The sequence below is a fragment of the Erwinia artemisiae genome (assembly GCF_051400835.1).
GTDB classification, from domain to species: Bacteria; Pseudomonadota; Gammaproteobacteria; order Enterobacterales; family Enterobacteriaceae; genus Erwinia; species Erwinia aeris.
In genome coordinates this window covers 452,171-475,129 of sequence record NZ_JBLFFM010000001.1, presented here as the reverse complement: position 1 = coordinate 475,129, position 22,959 = coordinate 452,171, and the positions used below count along the sequence as shown (strand labels likewise).

Sequence of the window (22,959 nt, the reverse complement as noted above, 5' to 3'; positions counted from 1 at the left end):
CGAAGGAAAGTCAATCAACCCTGCTTAAGCGCACGTTTCAGCGCGGAGAAGATGGCAGGATCATTACACTGTGAGACATTAAAGCGCAAAAAATCCGCTGCCGAACCGGATTGACTGAACGCGTTACCGGGCGCCAGCACGACGCCTTCTTTTAAGCAGGCGCGTGACGCCCGTGCGGCATCGGCACCTTCAGGTAGACGGCACCAGAGGAACATACCGGCCTGTGGCGTATGCCAGGGCAGGATATCCAGCGCCGCCAGCTTTTCCAGCGTGGTTTGCATCGCTACCGCCAGCCGTAACCGTACCGATTCCATATGGCGTCGATAGCCGCTGCCTGTCAGCGCGCTGTGCAGCAGCATTGAGGCAAGCTGACCGCCGCCGAAGCTGGTAGCAATTTTCAAATCGACAAGGCTGTCCGTCCAGTCTCGCCGGGCGACAATATAGCCGCAGCGCACCGCCGCCGAAACCGTTTTGGAAAAGCTGCCGATTTGAATAACGTTATGTAAACCGTCATACGCCGCCAGTCTTGGCGCGGGATGGGTTTCAAAATCGGCAAAGATATCATCTTCCACAATAATCAGCCCGGCCGCTTCCGCAAGCTTAAGCATCTGATGGGCAACCACTGGCGTAAGCGATACGCCAGTAGGATTATGGATACCTGCATTAGTGATATAAAGCCGGGGAGCGTGGTTTTGCAGGATTTGGGCAAACGCCGTCAGATCTGGCCCCTGCGGCGTGAACGGCACGCCGACGATCTTTACCGGGTGAGCGCGAAGCAGCGCGTGAAAATTGAAATAGCAGGGATCGTCAACCAGCACGCAGTCTCCCGGCTGGAGTAAAAAACGGCAGATCAAATCTACGGCCTGGGTGCCTGATTCGGTCAGCATGATCTGATCTGCCGTCGCGGTAATCCCCGTTTTCGCCAGCTTGCGGCCTAAAAACTGGCGTAGCTCTGCGTGCCCATAGGGCGAGGCGTAGTCGGTCAGTAGCGCGCTCTGCGCTCGTGCCGCCATGCGCATCGCTTTGCGTACGCCTTCTTCGTACAGCCATGAGGGTGGCAGCCAGCCGCAGCCGGGCTTAAGCAGCTGTGGATTCGCCTCCAGCGCCTGGCGCGATATCCATAAAGGATCGATATCGCGCTCTTTATCGGCCGTCAGCTGCGTTAAATCAAGCGGAGCCGCCGGGCCTGATACAAAAAAACCGGCGCCGGGCCGGGCCGCAATGAGGTTTTCAGCGGCCAGCCGTTCATAAGCTTCCACTACGGTAGAAACCGACACGCCAGAAAGGCGCGCCTGCTGGCGCACGGAGGGCAAGCGCGCGCCGGGAAGATAAGCGCGGGCGGCTATCTGTTTGCGCACCTGCTCCATTACCGAAGCGATACGTGTCTGGCTACGCGGCATGGCGTTCCTCACGCCTGTACTGCATTCACAGCCAGTACAGTTCAGATTAATTGTACTGGATTGTATCTGGCGTAAGCGATCCTGCCAATGCTTAACTGAGCGAAGTCCAACGGGAGAAAGCATGAAAAATAAAGCGAACGGCTGGCTTAGCGGGCTGGCGGGTGTGGTGATTTTTGCCGGATCGCTACCGGCAACGCGGCTGGCGGTGGCGGACTTCACGCCGCTGTTTTTAACTTCTGCGCGCGCCAGCCTTGCGGCGGTGGCGGCACTGCTGCTGCTGGCGCTCGGTCGTCAACGAATGCCGCAGCGTGCGGATCTGTTTTCGCTTATGGTGGTTGCTATGGGCGTAGTGATAGGTTTTCCGCTGCTGACGGCTTTTGCGCTGCAGGACGTTTCCGCCGCTCATTCGCTTATGTACCTTGGGCTGTTGCCGCTCTGTACTGCCGCCTTTGGCGTGGTTCGCGGCGAGCGCAGGCCGCAGCCCGCTTTCTGGCTATTTTCGCTGGCTGGCGGCGCTGTTGTGGCGAGCTACGCGCTGGCCGCTAAAGAAAGTCATGCTTCATGGCAGGATTTACTGACCATAGCGGCCGTGATCGTCTGCGGCGCGGGCTATGCGGAAGGCGCTCGTGTGGCGCGCGGACTGGGCGGTTGGCAAACTATTGCCTGGGCGTTAGCACTGGCTCTTCCGGTAGCGCTGCCCATTGCTGCGCTGACCTGGCCAGCTTCGTTCCAGGCGGTGACGTTTTCCGCATGGATGGGATTAGGCTACGTCTCGCTGTTCAGCATGCTGATCGGCTTTATTTTTTGGTATCACGGCCTGGCGAAGGGCGGCACGGCGGCGATAGGGCAGCTGCAGCTGCTGCAACCTTTTATCGGCTTTGGTTTTGCGGCACTGTTTCTGCACGAAAGCATCAGCGGCGTAATGCTGGCATGCGCTTTGGCCGCGCTGGGCTGCGTGGCGGGCGCAAAAAAATTTGCCTGAGGGTGAACGAACCGGCGGCATGGGCTGCCGGTTCGCAGGCCGAAGGTTAATCGTTTTCGAGTTTTTCCGGCCAGGCCACGACAGGGAAAGCGTTCAGCGTGGACGGCGCGAACAGCGCGCCCTGGAAGTTGCAAATGCCTGCCGACTCCAACCACATCCACTCTTCGGGCTTGTTAACGCCTTCGGCAATCACGGCGATCTGCAAAGAGGAGCAAAATTTCAAAATCGCCTGCACGATAGCCTGTTTCGGGCCGCTTTTATGCACGTCGGCAATGATGTTGCGATCGATTTTGATTTTGTCAGGCTGAAACTGGGTCAGCAGCACCAGCCCGGCAGAACCGGCGCCAAAGCCATCAATCGCCAGGCTGATACCGGAAGCCTTGAGTTTTTTAATCGCCGCCTCGAATTCGTCCGCGCGGAATACCGTGCCGTTCTCCGTGATCTCAACAACGATTTGCTCAGGCACCAGCCCGTTAGCATGGATCGCCTCCAGCAGGAAATCGACCGCATCCGGCACAATCGCCAGCGACATCGGCAGCAGGTTGATCGATAGCGTCAGGCCATTAATGCCCAGCTGCTTCGCCATCGCAAAAACGTGCTGTTTGGATTTAAGATCGACGCTATACCTTTCACTGCGCGGCAGCCCGGCGAGATAATCGGCCGCCGACATGCCCGACGTTGGGCGCATAACGGCCTCAAGCGACACGATCTGGCGGGAAAGCGGATCGATAATCGGCTGAAAAGCGAAGCTGTAGTCGGCCGTGGCCGAGGGAACGGCCTCGCGGGGCAGCGCTTCCTCGCGATCGACAACGAACTCCCAGGAGTCGCCCGGCGGGATCTCAAAATAGTTTTCCCGTTCGGTGGCGTCGACAAACACGCGCAGGAACTGCAATGCGCGATCGTCGTAAGTCAGCTGATACTTAGAGGTGCCTTTATCGAGCACGGCCTGCAGCACGTTTTCCGGGTCGTATTCACGCAGGTCGAACAGTTCCATGCCGACATTGCCAAAACGTCTGGCGGGCGCGTAATCGCGCATCAGTTCTACCAGATTATGGTGCCGGGGATCGTTGCAGATCTCCTCATAGATAGCGGTCACAGCGTCCTCCGGGCCCTCCAGCACCTGGAAAAAGTGGGTGCCGTTGAACAATAAAATGCCCGTCACGCTGTGTGATTCGTTGACCTGATTGGCTTGTTCGGCCAGTTTCCCCAACGTCTTATACGCGACGTCATCGGAAATATGGCTACGATAGATGATGGTTGACAGCATGGGGGCTTCCAGATTTTTCGCTATTTTATGCATACCTTACCAGATGCCTTTGCGGTGTTGTCCAGCGCAATTTGAAATCGATTAAAATTCAGCTTGTGGCGTCAGCCCGCGAGCTTACTGGATTTCGACGACGTAGTCGTTAACCGGCGTAATTTTTTTAATCAGCCCATGGTTAAAAAGAAAAGTTTCATACTGCCGATAGCGCTGGCGATCCAGGCGGGCCGGGTCGCGGGCAAACAGCGGCAGCGTTTTTACCCATGCCTGTCTGTTCAGCCCGGTGTTCAGCTCAGGATGCAATTTAGCGAATGCCCGCCAGCTTTCTTCAGGATGGGCCTGCAAGTAGTCGTTGCCCTGCTTGAGCGCTATCAGGAACTTTTTGATAGCGGGTTTGTTCAGGCTATCGCGATTCGCCACCAGAATTAGCTCATCATAGGCCGGCACGCCGTAGTCCTCGACGTTGAACACCACGGGATCTTTGCCCTGAAGCTTCACTTCCAGCGCTTCAATATTACGGTAGCCGCCGATGACCGCATCAACTTTGCCGGTCAGCAACGCGCTGGTCAGCTGAAAATTGACGTTAACCAGCTTAACGTCGCTGAGTTGCCGCTGGTCGTGCTGCAGCATAGCGGCGAGCGTGGCCTGTTCGATGCCGCTGACGGAATACCCCACCGTTTTCCCTTGCAGGTCTGCCGGAGAATGCACGCTTTTATCAAGCGTAATCAGCGTGTTGAGCGGGGAATCAATCAGCGTGCCGACGCGTACCAGCGGTAAGCCCTGGTCGGCAAAAAAGTGCAGCTGTGGCTGATAGGTCACCGCCAGATCCACCTTACCGGCCGCGACCAGACGTGGCGGCAACGCCGGATCGGAAGGCGGAATAATCGTCACATCCAGCCCCTGAGCCTTAAACGCGCCAGTCTGCTGCGCCACCATAATCGGCGCGTGATCGGGATTAACATACCAGTCCAGCATCAGCGTCAGCTTTTGCGCCGCGCTGGTGAAAGGAGATAACGTTGCTACCACCAGCCCACAAACTAAAGCTTTTTTCATTATCTTGTCCTTACGGTGATTAACGCTCCGGCGACCAGCGGATCAGGCGGCGCAGCAGGATATCGGTACTCAGCCAGAGCGCAATCGTCATGGCTACCAGCACAAACAGGGCGGCGAAGCAGAGATCGCTCTGCATTCGCGCGTTAGCATTCAGCATTACAAACCCCAATCCTTCGGCGGAGCCCACCCATTCGCCGACAATCGCACCAATGGGCGCGACGGCGACCGCCATCCGCAGCCCTGAGCCAAAGGCCGGCAGCGCCGCCATCAGCCGCACATGCCGCAGCTGCGAAGCGGAAGAGGCACCCATCGTGCGCGCCAGATCCAGATAGTCCTGTTCGACCCGCCGTAAGCCATCAAAAAAAGCGGAGGCAACCGGGAAAAAAATCACCAGGATCGCCATCACAATTTTGGCGCTGATGCCGAAGCCAAACCAGAGCACCAGCAGCGGCGCCAGCGCAAACACGGGGATCGCCTGGCTGGTCAATACCAGCGGCATCAGCCAGCGTTGCAGGCCGGGCGAAAAGGTCATCAGCAGCGCCAGCAGGGCGCCGAGCAGCACGCCCGCGATAAGCCCGCCGGCGATTTCAGTAGCGGTAATAAGCGTGTGGTAAGCGAGATAGCCAGCGTTATCCCGCATAGCCGCAGCCACGGCGATGGGCGAGGGCAACAGAAAAGCCGGGATGCTGCCAAGCGTGGCCAGCTGCCACAGCGCCATCAGCCCGACAAATACCGTGACGCCACGGCGTATCGTTGCTGCATTCATGCCATGTCCTCTGTCAGCTGGCGCATAAGCTGCGCCTGGCTACGCAATAAATTGGGATCGTCGGGCGCTCGCGGCGGCTGACCAGCCAGCTCAGGAAGCTCGCTAAGCCCGGCAGCAGAAAGGATCAGCAGGCGATGACTGAGGCGACAGGCTTCTACTGGATCGTGCGTAATCAGCAGCACGGTGCAGTCGGCCAGCAGCTCTGCGGCCAGCGCCTGAATTTGGGCGCGGGTAATGGCATCAAGAGCGGAAAAGGGTTCATCCATTAGCACAATGGGCCGTCGCTCGTACAAGGTCCGGGCGAGCGCGACACGCTGACGCATCCCGCCCGACAGCGTGGCGGGCAGCGCGCCGGCATTGCCAGCCAGGCCCACGCGTTCAAGCAGATGTTCTGCCCATTGTCTGTCAGCTTTCTCGCCGCGTAAACGCGCACCCAGCGCGACATTGTCGATCGCGCTAAGCCACGGATAGAGCAGATCCCGCTGTCCCATCCAGGCGATGCGTCCGACAACCGGCAGCCCATCGCTACCCAGCACCGATCCTGTCGAGGGTGCAAGCAGCCCCGCAATGATCTTCAGCAGGCTGCTTTTACCGACGCCGCTGGGGCCAAGCAGAGAAGTAAAGCGGCCACCTGCCAGCGTAAAGCTCAGCTGCTTAAATAACGTACGATCGCTAAAATGCAGGCTGACCGCCTTCACCTCTATACCCGGCGTCATCGCGCTTCCGGCGTAGCGCAGGCAGCATCAAGCCCCATCTGCCAGAATGCCGTTTCCAGCCGTGTCGCGGTGGCGAATATTCCCGCCAGCGCCTCAAAGCGGCTCGTGCCGCCGCGCTGGGCGGCCAGGTTTTCAAACAGCGTCAGCGAAGCCTGCACGCCGCTCAGGTAAAGCGGAGCGCCATAGTTTTCAATCCACGGCGCGTAGGGATTGCCGGTCAATACGGTTTGCGTATCGTTCAGCAAGCCGACGCCGATCTCGGCATAGCCAGCCACGCAGGGCATCAGGGCGGTCAACAGATCGAGCGCGTCGCCCGCGTGACCAATATCCAGCACATAGCGGGTATAATTTAGCGTTTCTGGCGCCTCGGTTTCCGCCGCCATCGCCTTCCCGGTCAGGCCCCACTGCGCGCAGTAGCGCACGTGGAGCGGCAGTTCGTCGACGATGGCGTTCAGCGAGCGGATTGCCGCACGCATCTCTGGCAGCGTTTGAAATTTGCTGACCAGCAGCGCGTAGGCGCGGGCAAAATGGATAAGGAACAGATAGTCCTGGATAAGGTAACGGCGAAAAGCCGACGCAGGCAGGGTGCCGTCAGCCAGCTGGCGAACAAAAGGGTGATGGATATAGTGCAGCCAGCGATCGCCGGTCTGTTGACGCAGCCGTCCGTAGAAACCGTCAAACACGGAACCTCCTCAATACTTGAGATCCGGTCAGGCGCGGGAACGTGCGTTATCTGGCTCAGCCGTCCCTTCGCTGGCATGACCCAGATCAGGTTCAAAGGGTTCGGCTTGCGCCATCTCAGCCCGTAACAGGACACCCCTCGGTGCGTATTGTTATACGGTATTTACTTTCTGTTTACAATGCGCAGGCTCAGCACCATTGTGGATTCAGGTCGCTGGCCGCTATGGGTTATTAATAGCGCCATTCGGTAACATTCTGAAAGCAAAAAACCGGTCGGAAGCCGCATGCTGTTCTAAGCTAAAAACTGGTTTGTAATGTGATGCGGAGTCGTATGAAACAACAAAATAAGACTATTGGAATAGCGCCTTACGGTGGTTCAGCGGGGGGTTGGGGAGCGTTAAAGGCCGTTGCCGACGCGATCCGCGGCCAGATGTCGGTCAAACAGGACGTGATCGCGTTGTTTAAAGTCAACCAGCCGCAGGGCTTCGATTGTCCCGGCTGCGCGTGGCCCGATCCTCAGCACGGTTCCTCCTTTGAATTTTGCGAAAATGGCGCCAAGGCCGTTTCCTGGGAAGCCACCAGCAAGCGCACCACGCCGGAATTTTTCTCTGCCCATACCGTCAGTGAGCTTTGGCAACGCAACGCTTTTGAGCTGGAAGGCGAAGGCCGTCTGACTCACCCGATGAAATACGATGCGGCCACCGATACCTATCAGCCTATAGAATGGGAAACCGCCTTCCGTGAAATCGGCGAAAAGCTGCAAAGCTACGAAGATCCGGATAGCGTGGAGTTCTATACCTCAGGCCGCGCTTCTAACGAAGCAGCGTTTCTCTGGCAGCTGTTCGCGCGCGAATACGGCACTAATAATTTCCCGGATTGCTCCAATATGTGCCATGAGCCGACCAGCGTCGGCCTGCCGCAGTCCATCGGCATAGGCAAAGGCACCATCGAACTGGAAGATTTCGATCACTGCGATCTGGTGCTGTGTATCGGCCATAACCCCGGCACTAATCATCCACGCATGCTGGGTACGCTACGTGAAGTCTCCAAACGCGGCGCAACCATCGTGGCGATCAATCCGCTGCGGGAAAGAGGGCTTGAACGCTTTACCTCTCCGCAAAGCCCGGTAGAAATGCTGTCGCTCAGCTCCACCACGCTCGCTTCTACCTATTACAAAGTGCGCGTTGGCGGCGATGCCGCCATGCTGAAAGGCGTGATGAAGTGTCTGCTGGTGATGCACGAGCGGGCGCTGGCGGCCGGAGAGCCCGGCGTGCTGGACGAAAGCTTTATCAGCGAACATACCGAAGGTTTTGACGCCCTGAAGGCGGACCTGGATGCCACCGACTGGCCGCATATTCTGAAAGTCTCCGGTATGACGTTTGAAGAGATCCAGAATATTGCCCACCTGTATGCCAAAGCAGAAAGAACCATTATCTGTTACGGCATGGGTATCACCCAGCACCAGTACGGCACGCAAAATGTACAGCAAATCGCTAACCTGCTGTTGATGCGTGGCAATATCGGCAAGAAAGGCGCGGGCATCTGCCCACTGCGCGGCCACTCTAACGTACAGGGCGATCGTACCGTCGGCATTACTGAAATCCCGCCGCAGTCGCTGCTGGACAACCTGGAAAAAGTGTTTGGCTTTAAGCCGCCGCAGAAACATGGACACGGTGCGGTGCAGGCTATTCAGGCGATCCGCGACGGCCACTCCAAAGCACTGCTTTGCCTGGGCGGCAACCTGGCGGAGGCGATCTCCGATCCGCAGCAAACCTTCGAGGCGATGCGCAAGCTGGATCTGGTGGTGCATATGGCGACCAAGCTGAACCGCTCGCATCTGCTGTTGGGCAAACATAACTATCTGCTGCCGGTGCTTGGCCGAACCGAAATCGACAGGCAGGCATCGGGCGAGCAGAGCGTGACCGTGGAAGATTCCATGTCGATGGTGCACGCCTCGCGCGGCTCGCTGAAGCCCGCTTCGGAATGGCTGAAGTCGGAGCCGGCCATCGTAGCGGGTCTGGCGAAAGCCACGCTGCCCAACACTAAGGTGAACTGGGACAGAATGATCGGCGACTACAGCTTTATCCGCCAGGCTATCGAAGCCGTTTTCCCGGCCTTTGAGGATTTTAACCGCAAGATCCTACAGCCGGGCGGCTTCCGTCTTTACAACGCCGCGTCGGAACGCAAATGGCTGACGCCGTCGGGTAAAGCGCAGTTTAAGATCATGCAGGGCATTAACGAGGATCCGCGTTCGCTGAAGTGCCACGATTTGGTGCTGACGACGCTGCGCAGTCACGATCAGTACAACACCACGCTGTACGGGCTGAACGATCGCTATCGCGGCGTGACGGGAAGGCGGGACGTGCTGTTTATCTCGGCAGATGAGGCAGAAAAACGCCGCCTGCGGGTCGGCGACAAGGTGCATATGGTGGCGCTCGATCCGGACGGCAAGCAGACCTCGCGACGCCTGGATAATCTGACGATAGTGGTTTACGACATGGCGCCTGGCTCGGTCGCGGCCTACTATCCGGAAGCCAACGTGCTGGTGCCGCTGGACAGCTTCGATACCGAAAGCGGTATTCCGGCTTATAAAAGCATTCCTGTCGCGCTGGAGCACGCAGAAGCGACCGAAACGTCGGGCACGCTGCGCTAAAAATGGGAAGGAGGGGGCGACCTCTCCTTTTCTTCCTGACCCCGCAAAAATAAACGTAATGGCTTTAAAATTGCTTCAGCTGAGCGTACCCTGAGCACGCAATCCTTTCTCTTGCGAGGTTACCGAGCTTCCCGAATATCCGCAGTAATAAAACGAGTAATCAGCACAGAGTAATAAAGAACATAACTCGGATAAAATCGCATAGATATCAAAACGGGAAATTACGGATAGCCTTTCGGAAAACTGACCTCAGTTGAGGTCAATAACATATTAAAACCTCCTGATACTTTAATGGATAAATAGCGATATTAAGGAAATAAAATGCGACAGAGGATAATCGTATGTCCTGTGATTCAAAACGAAGGTGAGTATTTGCTTTGTAAAATGGCTGCGGATCGTGGTGTTTTTCCGGGGCAGTGGGCCTTGCCTGGTGGAGGGATGGAGGCGGGCGAAACACTGGAAGAAGCCCTGAGGCGCGAAATAAATGAAGAGTTAGGCGAGGAGCTATGCATCACAGATATTCAGCCCTGGACTTTTCGTGATGACATCCGAACCAAAACGTACCCGGATGGCAAAACTGAAGAAATTTATATGATTTATCTTATATTTGACTGCATCAGTACTAATCGAAATATTACTTTTAACGAGGAGTTTCAGGAAATCGCATGGGTCCCCCCTGAAACCTTAAAAGCTATGGATCTGAATGAAGCGACTCGTATCACATTTGCCCACAAGGGGCTTATTTAGAGGCCTGCCCGGCCGCTAGCCCGGTTTATTAGGATGTGAGCCCCCTTATTTTTGATTAAAATCAAAATTATCTGTTAAATATTTCCTTAACTAAAATTTTTACTTTCGCTTGCTTCACAAACTGATTTTTCACCACTACTTTTTCTTTCAACAGGCTTTCTTAATTTCCCGATAGCCTGTGCTACAGGCGCTTTTGCGCGCAGACGCAGGGATAGTTTCTCTTTCGAACATTATACCTGCTGGTTGCCATCAGCCTGAAGGATACTTCTATGAGAGAACTTGATGCTTCAGAGTTAATTTACGTAAACGGAGGAAGCGATAGCATTACCAGTGGCCTGACTGAAACCGAAACAACGCTAACAACCCGCGGCGGAATTAAAGATTATGATGGCTGGCAAAGCGGTGCGATAGGCGCAGCGTTAGGAAACGCGCTGTACGTTTTGGGAAAATCATTAGGCTGGTGGAGTTAAAAGAGAAAATCCAGGTGTTTAATCGATACTATTGAAAATGGGATTCAGGGACGTTCGGCAAAATAATCAGAATAGTTTAAGGAGGCGATCAATCAGCATTTTTTCTAAACACATCATTGAAAAGATCCCCGCGCCATCCGGCGCGGGAAACAGGATTTACAGCGCCATATCGTGCTGGGCTGGCGTTTTCTCAGCCTGGCCAGTAATGGTGGACTGCGCAGGCTCCTGAGCAGGCATCTTGATAACCGGTGGCTTGGTCAGCTGCAGCGTGGCCGCGGTGTCATCCCAGACATGCTGCGTCAGCTCGGTGTTACCGTTCAGCGTCTGGCCGTAGGTTGGCACCACTTTATGGATCTTTTCCTGCCATTCCGGCGAGTTGAACTGCTCCGGGAACAGCTTCTTCATCACGTTGATAGCGATAGGTGCCGCAGTCGAAGCGCCTGGCGATGCGCCCAGCAGGGCCGCCACGGTTTTCTGCTGATCGGTCACAATTTCTGTACCCAGCTTCAGCACGCCGCCTTTATCCGCATCTTTCTTGATGATCTGCACGCGTTGACCCGCCTGGATCAGTTTCCAGTCTTCTTTCTTCGCGTCCGGATAGTACTCTTTCAGCGCGGCAAAACGGTCGTCGTCGCTCAGCATGACCTGACCAATCAGGTATTTCACCAGGTCAAAGTTATCCATGCCCACGTGGGTCATCGGCATAAAGTTGCTGGTGGTGGTGGTGCTCAGCAGATCGAACAGCGAACCGTTTTTCAGGAACTTGGTAGAGAAGGTCGCGAACGGCCCAAACAGTACCACACGCTTACCGTCCAGGTTACGCGCATCGATATGCGGAACGGACATTGGCGGTGCGCCTACGGAAGCCTGACCGTACACTTTTTGCAGGTGACGGCTGGTAATGGCCGGATTCTCGGTGACCAGGAAAGAGCCGCCAACCGGGAAGCCTGCATAGTTGTCCGCTTCCGGAATGCCGGTTTTTTGCAGCAGCTTCAGCGCGCCGCCGCCAGCACCGATAAAGACATATTTCGCGTCAATCGCGCGTTCGCCGCCGTTTTTCACGTCTTTGATGGTCACGTGCCAGGAGTTGTCGCTGTTACGCTTAAAGTCGGTCACTTCTGAAGAGGTTTCCAGCTTAAAGTTGCTGTTTTTCTTCAGGCTGGCGGTCAGCTGACGAGTGATCTCACCGTAGTTAACGTCGGTGCCTACCGGCGTCCAGGTGGCCGCGACTTTCTGCTTAGGATCGCGGCCTTCAATAACCAGCGGCGCCCACTGTTTGATCTGATCCTGATCGGTAGAGAACTTCATGCCCTGGAACAGGGTGGTTTTCTGCAGCGCAGCATAGCGCTTGCTCAGGAACTCAACGTTGTCGTCGCCCCAGACAAAGCTCATGTGCGGCGTAGAGTTGATAAAGGAGTGCGGGTTGTTCAGCACGCCGTTTTTCACCTGAGAAGTCCAGAACTGGCGAGAGATCATAAAGGCTTCGTTGATCTCCAGCGCCTTGCTGACGTCGATGGTGCCGTCGGCACGCTCAGGCGTATAGTTCAGCTCCATATTGGCGGAGTGGCCGGTACCGGCGTTGTTCCAGCCGTTGGAAGACTCAAGGGCGACGCCGTCGAGCTTCTCAACCATAATCTGTTTCCAGTCTGGCTGAACGTCTTCCAGCATCGTGCCCAGCGAGGCGCTCATGATGCCGCCGCCGATCAGCAGAACGTCGGTTTTCTCTGGTGCAGTTTCAGCATGGATTGCTGTAGAAATCAGTAACGCAGACAGCGAAACTGAGGTAATCAGTTTTTTTGATTTAATCATGGCAGGTGTCGATAGTCGGGATTTGACATTAGTTAAAAAGTGTCCATAAATATTAAAATATTGTTATGGCAGATTGTATGTGTTTTTAGTTACAAAACTAAAAAATGTCATATTTTAGTTAATTTAGTTACAAATGGGCAGGAAAAAGCGGAGCATCTGTTACGAGATGGTTCAGACATGCCGCTTTCGGCAAGCGTTAATGCAAATTAGCGGCAGCTTCCGTAATACCAGCGTTAACTATAGGGATAAGTTACAGCAGCACGTCCTTGTGCTGTAGAGTCAGCTTTACCGGCTAAGCAGAATAACCGGCATCCGCCGATCGCCTCCCGCCAGGCTAAAGCTTGTCTCCAGCGCAGATTCTGCGCCACTGATCAGATTGATATAGCGTCGGCCAGCCAGCGCCTCCGGCAGGGCGATTTCCGCCGGCGCCCAGTGCGCCTCCTGCAATCGGTTAAACACAAGGCGGGGCAGGATCACAATCAGCGCCGCCTCGTCGTTGGCTCGACCAAAAGCCAGCACGTTCTCCGCCTGCTGACCCGTGGCGCTCAGCGGCAGATAGTCGCCTTTACGAAACAGATCCGGCAGCTGCTGACGCAGGGGCAGCACTTTAGCAATCAGCTGCTGCTTCAGGCGACCGTCCAGCCAGTGCGCTTCATTAGCGGGATCGACCTGCTCAACCTGATTTAACAGCTGCTCCAGCGCGGCGAAATCCGGCTCGCGACGGTTGTCGGGATCCACTAGGCTCAGATCCAGCGTTTCGCTGCCCTGATAAATATCCGGCACGCCCGGTGCGGTCAGCTTGATGGCCGTCTGGGTCAGGCTGTTAACAAGGCCTGCGTGGATAAAGGGCTGGAGCGACGCGGTGAAGTCCTGCAAAAAAGCCTGATTATCGGGCGACAGCAGATGACGCACATAGTCGAGCACGGCATTTTCATAGGTTTCGTTGCTGTCGGCCCAATCGGTGCGCAGCTTCGCCTCACGCAGCGCTTTTTCTACAAAGCCGGTAAAGCGCTCCTCCAGCGCCTTGAGGCCTTCAGCATCATCAGGCGCCAGATCGGTGGGCCATGCGCCCGCCAGCGACTGGTACAGCATCCACTCCACGGCGGGTTTTGGCGCAGGGCCGTCCTTAAGCTGCACCACCTGAGACTGGTTGCCTTGCCGCCAGCGAGAGACGCACTCCGCCCAGCGCTCCGGCGCTTCGCTCAGCGTATAGAGGCGCGCTCGCGCATCTTCGCCACGCTTGGTGTCGTGGGTAGAGGTGCCGGAAAGGGCGTCCGGCTGACGGGCCAGCCGCTCCTGCATCTCCTGGTGGAAACGTTCCGGCGAGAAGTCATCCGGCATCGGCTCCGCGCCGACCTCATTCAGCGCCAGCGCCATATGCAGGCGGAAAAACAGCGTGTCCTCGACCGATTTTGCCATCAGCGGCCCGGTCAGCTGCTGGAGGCGGGTGCGGAAGCTGGCGGCGTCGTCACTGGCGGCAGCGGAAACTTCGCCCGCCATAATCCGCGTTAAAAAGCCCAGCGCCTCGGGATCCGGTGCCTTAACGCCCTGGCGCACCTCGTCCGCTACTTTCAGCAGCAGGTCGGCATCTTCGGGCGGCAGCCCCTCTGTTGTGCCGTAAGTGCGGTAAACGGGGAAGGCGACCAGCAGCTCCCGCAGCGCCGTCAACAGCGCTTTCTCTTCCAGCGGCTCGTTATCGGCGGCGGCGATAGTGGTGGCAAGCTGCAAAAGCCTGGTCGCTTCACCGGCGAAGTTGCGGGTCGCCATCAGCATTTTGGCCGCGCGCAGCTCCGCCTGCACGTCAACCGGCTTGCCCAGCAGCGTTTCATAGGCCTGCCGCAGCTGACGAATATGTTTGCCGTCCACCAGCGCTTCGGACAGGGAAGCAATAAATTCATACCCAGTGGTGCCGGAGACAGGCCAGTCGGCAGGCAGATGCTCGCCCTTAGCCAGGATCTTTTCTACCGTGATATAGCAATCCGGTCCGGCTTCCTGACGCAGCCGTTCCAGATAGCTTTTAGGATCGGCCAGCCCGTCGACGTGGTCAACGCGCAGGCCCTGCACCGCGCCGCTGCGCACCAGCTCGAGGATCAGCTGGTGCGCATCATCGAACACCGCCTTATCCTCCACCCGCACGCCGGCCAGCCCCGTGATTTCAAAAAAGCGGCGGAAGGAGAGGTCGCGCGGCGCGTCCCGCCAGGACATCAGCCTGTAGGGCTGGCTGTCGTGCAGCGCAGCGATATCGGCTTTGTCGGTGAGTTGCAGCACCGCCTCCGCCCGATCCTGCCAGCTTGCAGGCGTCAGCGGATAGAAATGTTCGTAGTAAGCCAGCGCCGGTTTCCCGGTTTGCGGATCGGGTTTAACCGCGATAGCGCCGTTTTCAAGCTCCACCTCAAAATCATCGCCAAGGAAAGGCAGCGTCAGACGACGTGACCAGTCGATATCAAAATGGTGGGCGTAGCGGCTGTTTTCGCCGTGCTCTACCACGTCGCGCCACCAGGCGTTTTCCAGCGATGAGGCCATATGGTTCGGCACGATATCGATGATCAGCCCCAGGCCAGCCTGTTGCAGCGTTTTCACCAGACGATCGAAGCCCTCACGGCCGCCAATCGCCGGATCGATTTCATTGGCGTTGATAACATCGTAACCGTGGGTAGAGCCGGAAAGCGCGGTAAAAATGGGCGACGCGTAGAGATGACTAATGCCCAGCTGTTTCAGATAGGGAACAAGCGCGGCGGCCCGATCGAAAGTCATGCCGCTGCGGAACTGGATACGGTAGGTCGAGGCTGGAATAGTCACGCGGTTTCTCCCGGAGCAAGGCGAACAAGGATGGCATGCTGGGGCAGCTCGGTGATGGCCTGCGGCCAGCTAAAAATCGTCTCGCCCGGCATGTCCGGCACGGGCTGGGTTTTCTCGCCGATATTCAGCGCGATCGACAGCGTGCCCTGAGGGAACGTCCAGCTGACAGCGACGAAACCGGCGGCGGTTTGCAGCACTTTGCCGCTGTTGCCGCCTGCAGTGGTGAGCAGCGGCACGATATAGCGCTGCCGCACGGCCAGCAGCTCTTTGGTCAATGCCAGCCACGCCTGTCCCTGCGGGCTTTGCGTTTTTTGCCAGTCCAGCTTTGAAGCGTCAAACGTGCTTTTGGCATTAGGATCGGGCACGCTTTCGTCTTCATGTCCGGCATGGCCCTGGAATTCACGCGCGCGCCCTTCGCGCACCGCTTTAGCCAGATCGCCGTGGAAATCGGTAAAGAACAGGAAAGGCCGGGTTTCGCCGTACTCTTCGCCCATAAACAGCAGGGGAATATGCGGCGAGCAGAGCAGCGTGGCCAGCAGCACTTTGGTGCGATCGGCGCCCGCCAGCTGGATCAGCCTGTCGCCCTGGGCGCGGTTGCCCGTCTGGTCATGGTTCTGAATAAAATCGACAAAAGCGACCGGCGGCTGACCTGAACTTTTCACGCCGCGTTTTTCACCCGACTGCGCCGAGACTTCGCCCTGATAAGCGAAGCCTTCCGTCAGAATGCGCGCAATAAGCTTTTCCGGCTCGTTAGCGAAGTCGCGATAGTAGGCGTGGGTTTCGCCGGTGGCGAAAACGTGAATGGCGTTATGGAAATCATCGTTCCACTCGCCGGTAAACAGCGGCACGCTGCCGTCCTCTTCACGCGGGTGCAGGAAAATGACGTTACGGCTGTCCTCGGTGGTGAGGTGAACCGGCCGGTCGGTGATTTCTGCACGAATACGTTCGGCGATAGCGATCAGCGCATGTTTTTCCGAGGTGTCTTCAATCTGATCGATGGCGTCAAAACGCAGCCCGTCCAGATTGTACTCCTGTAGCCAGTACAGCGGCGCTTCCACCATATAGTCGCGAGCCGCCGCGACGTCATAAGCGATTCCGGCTCCCCAGGGAGTCATGCGCTCTTTATGAAAGAAGTCAGGCGCCAGCAGCGGCAGGTAGTTGCCTTCCGGGCCAAAATGGTTCAGGACGATATCAAGCACCACCGACAGGCCATGACCGTGCGCGGCGTCGATAAAGGCTTTGAAATCGTCCGGCGTGCCGTAAGCGGAGTGCGGCGCGTAAAGCAGCACGCCGTCGTAGCCCCAGCCGCGATTGCCGCCAAACTGCGAAACGGGCAGCACTTCCAGCATGGTGATACCCAGCTCCGCCAGGTGAGGCAGTTTCTCTATGGCGGCCCGAAAGGTGCCTTCCGGGGTAAAGGTGCCGATATGCATTTCGTACACCACCGTTTCAATCCACGGACGACCGCGCCATTCATGCTGCCAGCTATAGCTTGCGGGATCGATAACCACAGAGGGGCCGTTAACGTCCGCCTTTTGCGCACGCGATGCCGGATCCGGCACCACCATGCCGTCGGCAAGCACAAAGTTGTATTCCGCGCCGGGCGCTACCTCGCTAACCTCCGCCTCAAACCAGCCGTCGCCGCTGGCGGACATGGCCATATCTTTTCCGGCCAGCCTGAGCGTGACGCTTTTTTGCCCGGTAGCCCAAAGGCGAAAACGAATCTTACCGTCGGCCACATACTCGGCCCCCCAGCTCTTACTAAATGTTCCGGATCCCATTCAATAGCCTCTTTAAGCACAGCGGTGAGCGATAGACGACATCGCAAGGAGTGCGATGTAAGCTTTGAAGAAATCATAGACTATTGCGTAGAAAGTGAAGGGTATGCGGCAGGGCGCAAAAAGCAGGATGAGGTTGGGTTTTGCCGGGCCTGGCGACGGCCCGGACGTGCTTATTACAGGCCTGGTGGAAAAATCACGGGTAAAGCTGCGCCAGTTCAACCTTGCTCAGCCCGGTTAGCGTTGCCACGGCCTGAAGGTCAAATCCCTGCAGCAGCATCGCCCGGGCGATATTGCGCGCCTCCGCTTTTCGACCGAGCCGCATTCCTTTACGCATTCCTTTTTCGACGCCCATTTTCATCCCTTCCTGAACGCCTGTTTGCTTGAGCTGCTGTGCGATAGTCATCAGTTTCTCCTCGTGTTGCGGCACGCGCTGTGCCAGCTGCTGTACAAATACCTTTGCGTCTGAAGCTTCACCTGCAAGCAATAAATAGTTTACCAGTGAAATCAAATGCTGTTCTGTGAGATCTCCCGCTAAAATCAACGCGGTCAGCCTGTCCAACAGGTCCGTCATATCGCGCTGGTGAATATGCTTTTGTACCAGCGTCAGCGCCGCCATCTTCCGGTGATGCACAATCTCGTCATCGGGGATCGCCGTGACGTCGACAAGGGGGAAATGGGTGCCATAGATCCTGCCCGCCATATCGGGATCGGTAAATCCATGAAGCCAGTGGGTCGAAAAAGGATAGGGCGACCGTTTGCCGTTATAAAACAGCACCGGGATCACCAGCGGCAGCTTAGTGTGACCGGCGTCCAGATGGCGCTGCATCACGGCAACCGTGTAGCGCAGCAGCCGGAAGGCCATATGACGATCGGGCGTCGACTGGTGTTCAATCAGCACATAAATATAGCCGTCGCCGCCGGCGGTTTTCAGGCTATAAAGCACATCGCTGAAGCAGGCGCGCAGGCTCTCTTCAACAAAGCTGCCGGACGCCAGCCGCAGAGTCGAAAAATCGCAGGCGGCCCGCACCGACTCGGACAGATGCTGCGCCATAAAATCTTTCGCGACAGCGGGATCGGTCAGAAATTGCTTAAAAACCGCATCGTGCGGCGTGCGGGTGATTTTTTTCCTTTTTCTGGCGGGCATACCAGCCTCCACTGCTGTCCGGCTTTCCTTTGGCCGCACTATAGCGCACCAGCCGCCGACTGACCGCCACGCAGGTTAATCCGCGAGAGCCAGCTTCCAGTTTCCTTCGCCCAGCGCTTCGCGCGCCTGAGCACTCAGGCGGCTATCGGTGACGATGGTGTCGAAGATCTCCAGCGGCAGCGCCATAAACGTGGCGATTTTATTGTATTTGGAGCTGTCGCTGAGCAGTACGCGCTTGCTGCTGACGTCGCACACCGCCTGCTTTACCGTGACCTTGTCCTCGTCCGGGGTAAAGAGGCCTCGCGGCCCCCAGCAGGATGCAGAAATAAAAGCGATATCAATAGCGAGATGGCGCAGGCTGCGCGCCGCGCTTTCCCCGACGCAGGAACGATTTTCGCGGCATACCGTGCCGCCGGTGTGGATCAGCCGACAGCGGCTTTTCTCCATCAGCAAGGCCGCCACCATAAAGTCGTTGGTCACCACCAGCAGGTCGTCGCGATCCAGCAGCTCGCCGGCCAGCGCCAGCGTGGTGGTGCCCGCATCAATATAAATACAGCTGTTGCGGGGAATATGCTGCGCGGCGCGGCGGCCAATCGCATTTTTCTCCGCATTATAGAGCGAGGTTTTGGTCTGGTGCGACGGTTCCGCCGCCAGCCGTTCCGCCGAACGCACGCCGCCGGATACCGCCAGCAGCGCGCCTTGTTCCTCCAGCTTCTGCACGTCGCGTCGAATGGTCATATGCGATACGCCCAGCCGTTCGCTCAGTTCCGAAAAGCTCACCACGCCGCGTTCGGCCACCATCGCCAGGATCTGCTGATGTCGTTCAACCGGGATCACGTCTGCTCCTGTGAAATTATCAATTTTTCACATTGTAATGGAAAGGGATGGCCGCGCGAATAGAAAATTTGCCGGTTCTGCGGTGTGGTTCCGCCTTTTCGCCTCAAGATTCAGTGCTGACAGCGCTTGTGAAGAAATGTTCTTTTTTGTTCGCCGCCTTCAATTTGTGATGCGCGGCACATTTATTCATCCGATAAGCTGGCACGATTAACAACATTGAACAAATAATCACTTAATTTAACAACGGAGGCCACGGTGCCAATTCAAAACGTTTGCGTAATCGGTTTAGGGTCGATGGGGATGGGCGCAGCCGCCTCCTGCATTCGTGCGGGGCTGAACACCTGGGGCGTCGATCTTAATCCAGCGGCGCTGGAAACGCTGCGCCAGGCGGGCGCCCGCGATGCGCAAACCGCCGCCGACGGGTTCGTCGATCAGCTTGAGGCCGTGCTGCTGCTGGTGGTCAACGCTAAACAGGTTAACGCTATTTTATTCGGCGATAATGGCCTGGCCGCCAGGCTGAAGCCGGGCACGGTGGTGATGGTGTCGTCCACTATCTCTGCGCAGGACGCGCAGCAGATTGAACAGCGGCTGGCGCAGCATCAGCTGCTGATGCTGGACGCGCCCGTTTCCGGCGGCGCGGCCAAAGCGGCAACCGGTGAGATGACGGTGATGGCCTCCGGCAGCGATGCCGCGTTTGAACGTTTGCAGCCGGTGCTGGAGGCGGTGGCGGCAAAAGTCTACCGCGTCGGCAGCGAAATCGGCCTGGGATCCACCGTAAAAATTATTCATCAGCTGCTGGCTGGCGTGCATATCGCGGTGGGAGCGGAAGCGATGGCGATGGCCGCCCGCGCCGGTATCCCACTGGATACCATGTATGAGGTCGTCACCAATGCGGCGGGCAACTCATGGATGTTTGAGAACCGGATGCGCCACGTGGTCGACGGCGACTACAGCCCGAAATCCGCAGTCGATATCTTTGTGAAAGATCTCAACCTGGTGGCCGAGACGGCAAAAGCGCTGCAGTTTCCGCTGCCGCTGGCCTCTACCGCGCTGAACATGTTTACCGAAGCCAGCAACGCCGGCTATGGCCGTGAAGACGACAGCGCGGTGATCAAGATTTTCAGCGGTATCACGCTGCCTCAGGGCAAGGAGCAGGCATGACGCGTTTAGGAGTGATTGCCGACGACTTTACCGGCGCGACCGATATCGCCAGCTTTCTGACGCAGAACGGCCTGGCCACCATCCAGTTTAACGGCGTGCCTGAACAGCAGGAAAGCCTTGCCGCGCAGGCGATCGTTATCAGCCTGAAGTCGCGCTCCTGCCCGGTTGAGCAGGCGGTTGACCAGTCGCTGGCCGCGCTGCGCTGGCTCCGGGAGCAGGGCTGCGATCGTTTCTATTTTAAATACTGCTCCACCTTCGACAGTACGGAGAAAGGCAATATCGGCCCGGTCACCGACGCGCTGCTATATGAGCTTGGCGAAACGCAGACGGCTATCTGTCCGGCGCTGCCGGTGAACGGCCGCACCGTCTATCAGGGCCATCTGTTTGTCGGCGAACAGCTGCTGTCGGAGTCGGGGATGCGTCATCATCCGGTCACGCCGATGACGGACAGCAATCTGCTGCGCCTGATGGCGCGTCAGGCTAAGGGCAAAGCGGGCCTGATTGCCGCCGCCACGCTGGACCTCGGTGCCGAAGCGGTGCGCGAAAAACTAAGCGAGCTGAAGGCCGCCGGGGTGAATTATGTGGTGCTGGATGCGCTCAGCGAGCAGCATTTACTGACCCAGGGCGAGGCGCTGCGCGAGATGCGCCTGGTCACCGGCGGCTCCGGCCTGGCTATCGGGCTGGCGCGCCAGTGGGCCACTACGCAAAACCTTGGTAACGAGGCCGAAACGGCAGGGCGTCCACGCGGCGAGCGCGCGGTGGTGATTTCCGGCTCCTGCTCGCAGATGACCAACCGGCAGGTCAACGCCTATCGTCAGCAGGCTCCCGCGCGTGAAGTAGAGGTCAGCCGCTGTCTGGACAATGTAGACGACTATGCCCGCGAGCTTGCCGACTGGGTTGCCGATCAAAACGCCCGGCCGCTGGCGCCGATGCTTTACGCCACGGCGGATGCGCAACAGCTACAGCTTATTCAGCAGCAATACGGTGCACAGCGCAGCAGCGAGGCGGTAGAAACCCTGTTCGCCGCCGTGACCCGCAACCTGAAGGCGCGCGGCTGGCAACGCTTTATCGTAGCGGGCGGCGAAACTTCCGGCGTGGTGGCGCAGAGCCTGGACGTGACCGCTTTCCATATCGGCCCGACCATTTCCCCCGGCGTGCCCTGGGTAAGGGATATTCATCAGCCGCTGTCGCTGGCGCTGAAGTCAGGCAATTTTGGCGACGAGCAGTTTTTCCGCCGCGCGCAAACGGAGTTTTCATCATGACAGAACAACAGGCCCGCCAGGAGATGGTGAAGCTGGGCGCCTCTTTTTTCCAGCGCGGCTACGCTACCGGCTCTGCCGGCAACCTTTCTGTGCTGCTGGAGGACGGTAATCTGCTGGCGACGCCGACCGGCTCCTGTCTGGGCGAACTGGACGGCGATCGCCTGTCTAAAGTGACGCCGCAGGGCGAATGGATCGCCGGCGACAAGCCCTCCAAAGAGATCGCCTTTCACCGGGCGCTTTATCTGAACGATCCCGACTGCAAAGCGGTGGTGCACCTGCACAGCCACTATCTGACCGCGCTCTCCTGTCTGGAAGATCTGGATCGGCAGAACTGTATCCGACCGTTTACGCCTTATGTGGTGATGCGCGTCGGCGATGTGCCTGTCGTGCCTTATTACCGGCCGGGCGATACGCGGCTGGCAGACGATCTCGCCGCGCTGGCGGGGCGCTATCGCGGCTTTCTACTGGCGAACCACGGCTCGGTAGTGGTAGGCAGCTCGCTGCGCGAGGCGGCGGATAATACGGAAGAGCTGGAAGAGACGGCGCGCCTGATTTTCACGCTGGGCGACCGCGCGATCCGCTACCTCAGCGAGGCCGAAGTTGACGAGTTAAGGAGCCGATAATGCCGAAGTTTGCAGCCAATATTTCCACCCAGTTTACCGAAGTGCCTTTCCTGGATCGCTTTGCCGCGGCGGCCGACGCCGGTTTCGAGGCCGTGGAATTTCTGTTTCCCTATGACTACCCGGCGCAACAGCTAAAAGCGCGGCTGGATGAACATAACCTTAAGCTGGTGCTGTTTAACACCGCGCCGCGCGACGTGCAGTCAGGAGAATGGGGCGTAACGGCGATCCCGGGGCGCGAAGCCGATGCCCGCGCCGATATCGACAGCGCGCTGGAGTATGCGCTGGCGCTGAACGTCTCGCAGGTGCATATCATGGCTGGCGTGGTGCAGGAAGGCATGGATCGCGCGGCCTGCGAGCAGACGTTTATCAGCAATATTCACTATGCGGCCGACCGTTTTGCGCCGCACGGCATCACCATCCTGCTGGAGGCGCTCGGCCCCAAAATCAAGCCCAACTATCTCTATGCCAGCCAGTATCAGACGCTGGCGATGATGGCGCGTATCGATCGGCCAAACGTCTTCACCCAGCTCGACCTGTTTCACGCGCAGATGGTGGACGGCAACCTGAGCCACCTGATCCGGGAAAACGCTGGGCGCTATCGTCACGTGCAGATCGCCTCTGCACCGGATCGCCACGAGCCGGACGAGGGCGAAATCAACTACCCGTGGCTGTTTACCCTGCTGGATGACGTGGGCTACGACGGCTGGGTAGGCTGCGAATATATTCCACGCAACGGCACGCTCGCCGGGCTTGGCTGGTTTAAACCCTGGGCGAAAAAACGCTAAGCCTGTGTTACCCGGCGCCTTCGCGCCGG

At 57.7% G+C, this 22,959-nt stretch carries 19 protein-coding genes and 1 riboswitch; of the genes, 8 read left to right on the top strand and 11 right to left on the bottom strand.

All coding sequences use genetic code 11. The annotated features are described in order from the left end of the window. Positions 1 to 14 precede the first annotated feature (14 nt). Positions 15 to 1,400, bottom strand: a complete 1,386-nt coding sequence (locus ACMGEE_RS02295) for an aminotransferase-like domain-containing protein (protein WP_436829600.1) — start codon at positions 1,398 to 1,400, stop codon at positions 15 to 17. A gap of 121 nt (positions 1,401 to 1,521) precedes the next feature. Between ACMGEE_RS02295 and ACMGEE_RS02290 the strand changes: the two genes are divergently transcribed. Beyond that, positions 1,522 to 2,382 carry a DMT family transporter gene (locus tag ACMGEE_RS02290; protein WP_253454132.1) on the top strand — a complete coding sequence of 287 codons (861 nt, stop codon included), beginning with the start codon at positions 1,522 to 1,524 and terminating at the stop codon, positions 2,380 to 2,382. A gap of 46 nt (positions 2,383 to 2,428) precedes the next feature. On the opposite strand, the gene ACMGEE_RS02285 is transcribed toward ACMGEE_RS02290, so the two are convergent. The 5 genes from ACMGEE_RS02285 to ACMGEE_RS02265 form a co-directional block, all read right to left on the bottom strand. Continuing rightward, entirely contained in the window at positions 2,429 to 3,649 is a 1,221-nt protein-coding gene (locus tag ACMGEE_RS02285) for a diguanylate phosphodiesterase (RefSeq protein ID WP_436829599.1), read from the bottom strand. 114 nt (positions 3,650 to 3,763) lie between these two features. Next, the gene (locus ACMGEE_RS02280) at positions 3,764 to 4,696 is read right to left on the bottom strand and encodes an ABC transporter substrate-binding protein (protein ID WP_253454128.1); all 933 of its coding nucleotides are present in this window, start codon (positions 4,694 to 4,696) and stop codon (positions 3,764 to 3,766) included. Between the two features lie 19 nt (positions 4,697 to 4,715). Continuing rightward, positions 4,716 to 5,462: an ABC transporter permease gene (locus ACMGEE_RS02275; protein WP_369894714.1), complete on the bottom strand. Its 747-nt coding sequence runs from the start codon at positions 5,460 to 5,462 to the stop codon at positions 4,716 to 4,718. Further along, positions 5,459 to 6,178 carry an ABC transporter ATP-binding protein gene (locus tag ACMGEE_RS02270; RefSeq protein ID WP_436829598.1) on the bottom strand — a complete coding sequence of 240 codons (720 nt, stop codon included), beginning with the start codon at positions 6,176 to 6,178 and terminating at the stop codon, positions 5,459 to 5,461. Before ACMGEE_RS02270 ends, ACMGEE_RS02275 begins: the two co-directional genes overlap by 4 nt. Further along, positions 6,175 to 6,861 (bottom strand): TenA family protein, encoded by a 687-nt coding sequence (locus ACMGEE_RS02265; RefSeq protein WP_436829597.1) that lies wholly within the window; start codon positions 6,859 to 6,861, stop codon positions 6,175 to 6,177. Before ACMGEE_RS02265 ends, ACMGEE_RS02270 begins: the two co-directional genes overlap by 4 nt. Before the next feature lie 45 nt (positions 6,862 to 6,906). Next, positions 6,907 to 7,009: riboswitch (TPP riboswitch) on the bottom strand. Positions 7,010 to 7,190: 181 nt separating this feature from the next. On the opposite strand from ACMGEE_RS02265, the gene ACMGEE_RS02260 reads away from it, so the two are divergent. The 3 genes from ACMGEE_RS02260 (at position 7,191) to ACMGEE_RS02250 (ending at position 10,729) form a co-directional block, all read left to right on the top strand. Continuing rightward, entirely contained in the window at positions 7,191 to 9,512 is a 2,322-nt protein-coding gene (locus ACMGEE_RS02260) for an FdhF/YdeP family oxidoreductase (protein ID WP_253454121.1), read from the top strand. A 321-nt stretch (positions 9,513 to 9,833) separates the two neighbouring features. Further along, entirely contained in the window at positions 9,834 to 10,259 is a 426-nt protein-coding gene (gene nudI / locus ACMGEE_RS02255) for a nucleoside triphosphatase NudI (protein ID WP_253454119.1), read from the top strand. Between the two features lie 269 nt (positions 10,260 to 10,528). Continuing rightward, positions 10,529 to 10,729: a hypothetical protein gene (locus ACMGEE_RS02250; protein ID WP_253454117.1), complete on the top strand. Its 201-nt coding sequence runs from the start codon at positions 10,529 to 10,531 to the stop codon at positions 10,727 to 10,729. Between the two features lie 156 nt (positions 10,730 to 10,885). Here the strand turns inward: ACMGEE_RS02250 and mqo are convergent, their stop codons facing one another. The 5 genes from mqo to ygbI form a co-directional block, all read right to left on the bottom strand. Then, positions 10,886 to 12,538 (bottom strand): malate dehydrogenase (quinone), encoded by a 1,653-nt coding sequence (mqo, locus tag ACMGEE_RS02245; protein ID WP_253454115.1) that lies wholly within the window; start codon positions 12,536 to 12,538, stop codon positions 10,886 to 10,888. A 285-nt stretch (positions 12,539 to 12,823) separates the two neighbouring features. After that, positions 12,824 to 15,337, bottom strand: coding sequence for a malto-oligosyltrehalose synthase (treY, locus tag ACMGEE_RS02240; RefSeq protein WP_436829596.1), 2,514 nt, complete (start codon positions 15,335 to 15,337; stop codon positions 12,824 to 12,826). Then, a complete protein-coding gene (gene treZ, locus ACMGEE_RS02235) occupies positions 15,334 to 17,118 on the bottom strand; it encodes a malto-oligosyltrehalose trehalohydrolase (RefSeq protein ID WP_436829595.1) in 1,785 nt (594 codons plus the stop codon). The genes treY and treZ overlap by 4 nt, the downstream gene beginning before the upstream one ends. 193 nt (positions 17,119 to 17,311) lie before the next feature. Then, complete coding sequence (locus ACMGEE_RS02230; protein ID WP_436829594.1) at positions 17,312 to 18,262, bottom strand: Rpn family recombination-promoting nuclease/putative transposase; 951 nt, start codon at positions 18,260 to 18,262, stop codon at positions 17,312 to 17,314. 75 nt (positions 18,263 to 18,337) lie between these two features. Continuing rightward, positions 18,338 to 19,099 (bottom strand): DNA-binding transcriptional repressor YgbI, encoded by a 762-nt coding sequence (gene ygbI / locus ACMGEE_RS02225; protein WP_301250800.1) that lies wholly within the window; start codon positions 19,097 to 19,099, stop codon positions 18,338 to 18,340. A 255-nt stretch (positions 19,100 to 19,354) separates the two neighbouring features. Here ygbI and ltnD point away from each other — a divergent pair, with 255 nt between their 5' ends. From ltnD to ACMGEE_RS02205, 4 genes are read left to right on the top strand one after another with little or no spacing between them, the layout of a single operon-like run. Beyond that, positions 19,355 to 20,260 (top strand): L-threonate dehydrogenase, encoded by a 906-nt coding sequence (ltnD, locus tag ACMGEE_RS02220; protein WP_253454105.1) that lies wholly within the window; start codon positions 19,355 to 19,357, stop codon positions 20,258 to 20,260. Beyond that, entirely contained in the window at positions 20,257 to 21,522 is a 1,266-nt protein-coding gene (otnK, locus tag ACMGEE_RS02215; RefSeq protein WP_253454103.1) for a 3-oxo-tetronate kinase, read from the top strand. The genes ltnD and otnK overlap by 4 nt, the downstream gene beginning before the upstream one ends. Beyond that, positions 21,519 to 22,145 (top strand): 3-oxo-tetronate 4-phosphate decarboxylase, encoded by a 627-nt coding sequence (gene otnC, locus ACMGEE_RS02210; protein WP_253454101.1) that lies wholly within the window; start codon positions 21,519 to 21,521, stop codon positions 22,143 to 22,145. The genes otnK and otnC overlap by 4 nt, the downstream gene beginning before the upstream one ends. Next, complete coding sequence (locus ACMGEE_RS02205) at positions 22,145 to 22,930, top strand: HPr family phosphocarrier protein (RefSeq protein ID WP_253454099.1); 786 nt, start codon at positions 22,145 to 22,147, stop codon at positions 22,928 to 22,930. Before otnC ends, ACMGEE_RS02205 begins: the two co-directional genes overlap by 1 nt. Positions 22,931 to 22,959: the final 29 nt, after the last annotated feature.

Coding starts and splice junctions, on each gene's coding strand:
- ACMGEE_RS02295 (WP_436829600.1), bottom strand. CDS start 1,400: ATGCCGCGTAGCCAGACACGTATCGCTTCGGTAATGGAGCAGGTGCGC.
- ACMGEE_RS02290 (WP_253454132.1), top strand. CDS start 1,522: ATGAAAAATAAAGCGAACGGCTGGCTTAGCGGGCTGGCGGGTGTGGTG.
- ACMGEE_RS02285 (WP_436829599.1), bottom strand. CDS start 3,649: ATGCTGTCAACCATCATCTATCGTAGCCATATTTCCGATGACGTCGCG.
- ACMGEE_RS02280 (WP_253454128.1), bottom strand. CDS start 4,696: ATGAAAAAAGCTTTAGTTTGTGGGCTGGTGGTAGCAACGTTATCTCCT.
- ACMGEE_RS02275 (WP_369894714.1), bottom strand. CDS start 5,462: ATGAATGCAGCAACGATACGCCGTGGCGTCACGGTATTTGTCGGGCTG.
- ACMGEE_RS02270 (WP_436829598.1), bottom strand. CDS start 6,178: ATGACGCCGGGTATAGAGGTGAAGGCGGTCAGCCTGCATTTTAGCGAT.
- ACMGEE_RS02260 (WP_253454121.1), top strand. CDS start 7,191: ATGAAACAACAAAATAAGACTATTGGAATAGCGCCTTACGGTGGTTCA.
- nudI (WP_253454119.1), top strand. CDS start 9,834: ATGCGACAGAGGATAATCGTATGTCCTGTGATTCAAAACGAAGGTGAG.
- ACMGEE_RS02250 (WP_253454117.1), top strand. CDS start 10,529: ATGAGAGAACTTGATGCTTCAGAGTTAATTTACGTAAACGGAGGAAGC.
- mqo (WP_253454115.1), bottom strand. CDS start 12,538: ATGATTAAATCAAAAAAACTGATTACCTCAGTTTCGCTGTCTGCGTTA.
- treZ (WP_436829595.1), bottom strand. CDS start 17,118: ATGGGATCCGGAACATTTAGTAAGAGCTGGGGGGCCGAGTATGTGGCC.
- ACMGEE_RS02230 (WP_436829594.1), bottom strand. CDS start 18,262: ATGCCCGCCAGAAAAAGGAAAAAAATCACCCGCACGCCGCACGATGCG.
- otnK (WP_253454103.1), top strand. CDS start 20,257: ATGACGCGTTTAGGAGTGATTGCCGACGACTTTACCGGCGCGACCGAT.
- otnC (WP_253454101.1), top strand. CDS start 21,519: ATGACAGAACAACAGGCCCGCCAGGAGATGGTGAAGCTGGGCGCCTCT.
- ACMGEE_RS02205 (WP_253454099.1), top strand. CDS start 22,145: ATGCCGAAGTTTGCAGCCAATATTTCCACCCAGTTTACCGAAGTGCCT.